This is a genomic window from Xenorhabdus griffiniae (genome assembly GCF_015163655.1).
GTDB lineage: Bacteria > Pseudomonadota > Gammaproteobacteria > Enterobacterales > Enterobacteriaceae > Xenorhabdus > Xenorhabdus griffiniae.
Map to the genome: position 1 here is coordinate 1 of NZ_JADEUF010000244.1, position 1,438 is coordinate 1,438.

A 1,438-nucleotide genomic window follows, 5' to 3' on the forward strand; every position below is an offset into this window, starting at 1 on the left:
TTACCGATTCGGTTTGTTGACAAAATCGACATTTCACTTCTACCGTTGCCATCTGATTTCCTGAAAAAGTGAGGAGTATACATGAGAAACAACAAATTGAATACGTGACCTTTTTTTTCACTACCCCAATGCCCATATTACTCAGGTAACGAACAAAAAATTCTTTTTCGTCAAGATCTGGCGTAATATGAAATGAAACCAATCTTTCATCTATAATTACTTCTGGCGAAATCATAAACGGATTTTTAAAAACCTGACTATAAATAAAATTAACCGACTTAGGAATAGAAACGCCATCTAAAGAAAAATCGACACCTTTCGCAAAAGAAAAATAAGGGACAGAAGACAATAAAATAACAGAAAGTAATTTTTTCATTTTGATACACCGCTAAAATAAGTCACCTTTTCCCCATCAACAAAACCGAACATCATGACACCTTTACCATGAAATTCAGTTTTATTAACCAGTCGGATATCACCGGAAGCATTAACCAAAGTGACGTAATTATAATTATCCATACTTAAAAAGCCGGAAATACGCCACTTTGAAGAAACAGGCGGATCTACTCTTTTTTCTCTTTCAGTTCCTTGATTTCCGCTTCCAGTTCGCAAATTGATATCAGCATTGTTGCTCCCAAACTGGTCAACTTGTTTATCCAAACCAGTACCACTACCAGAGCCAGCCACGACAGAATTATCGTTAGCATAACCAGTAAAGAATGCGTAGATGAAATAGCCACTACAGCTAAGTAAGAGTAAGAACCCAAACATATATACCCATAATTTAGTCTGGCTAAACACGTTTTGACGAGAGTCAACAGTCGCTTCACTGCCCTTACCTCCATTGTAGGAATGATAAAGTTTAAAAATATTCTTATCGTACTTATTCTGATAACTGGTTATCTTATTAGTTTTATATAATTTAGCCTCGTTATAAACATCAACACGATAACGATTTTTAGCACCAATCGCTACCAACTTAGTCATCTTATAAGAGGTCTCAATTCGTCCCTTTATCATTTTAGCTATCGTATCAGGACTCTGATTCATCAAAACCAAATCACAACACAAGCCCGTATCTGGATCAGTAAAATGACGGTGTTCAGAAATAAAAGACTCATGCTCCGGTGTTAAATTTTTATCTGACTTCCAAAACCTCCAGACTTCATCAATACAAACCAAATCACCAGCCTTGCAAAAAGAGTCATAACAATCATAACCATCTTGATCAGCACGTTTATAAGGAAAAAATTTCGGCTCTTTAACCTTCTCATCAGTAACTTTAATTATCTCACCAAAAGCACATTCTTTTCCCTTAGATAACTTGCATATACCGGATCTTAAGAATTAAGCCTTTCAAAACACGCCTCCAATGTTTTGTTTTTACATGATTTTCTTTGCGGTGTTTTGAAAGCATTCCGGCATAAATATTCCCTCG

General features: G+C 35.7%; 1 protein-coding gene and 1 pseudogene. Both read right to left on the reverse strand.

Features of this window, described 5'->3' with window-relative positions; translation table 11 throughout:
- A pseudogene (locus IQ211_RS19200) lies at positions 1-376 on the reverse strand (hypothetical protein); the annotation flags it as partial.
- Positions 373-1,332, reverse strand: coding sequence for a zonular occludens toxin domain-containing protein (locus tag IQ211_RS19205; protein ID WP_317618151.1), 960 nt, complete (start codon positions 1,330-1,332; stop codon positions 373-375). The pseudogene IQ211_RS19200 and the gene IQ211_RS19205, both read right to left, overlap by 4 nt.
- Positions 1,333-1,438: the final 106 nt, after the last annotated feature.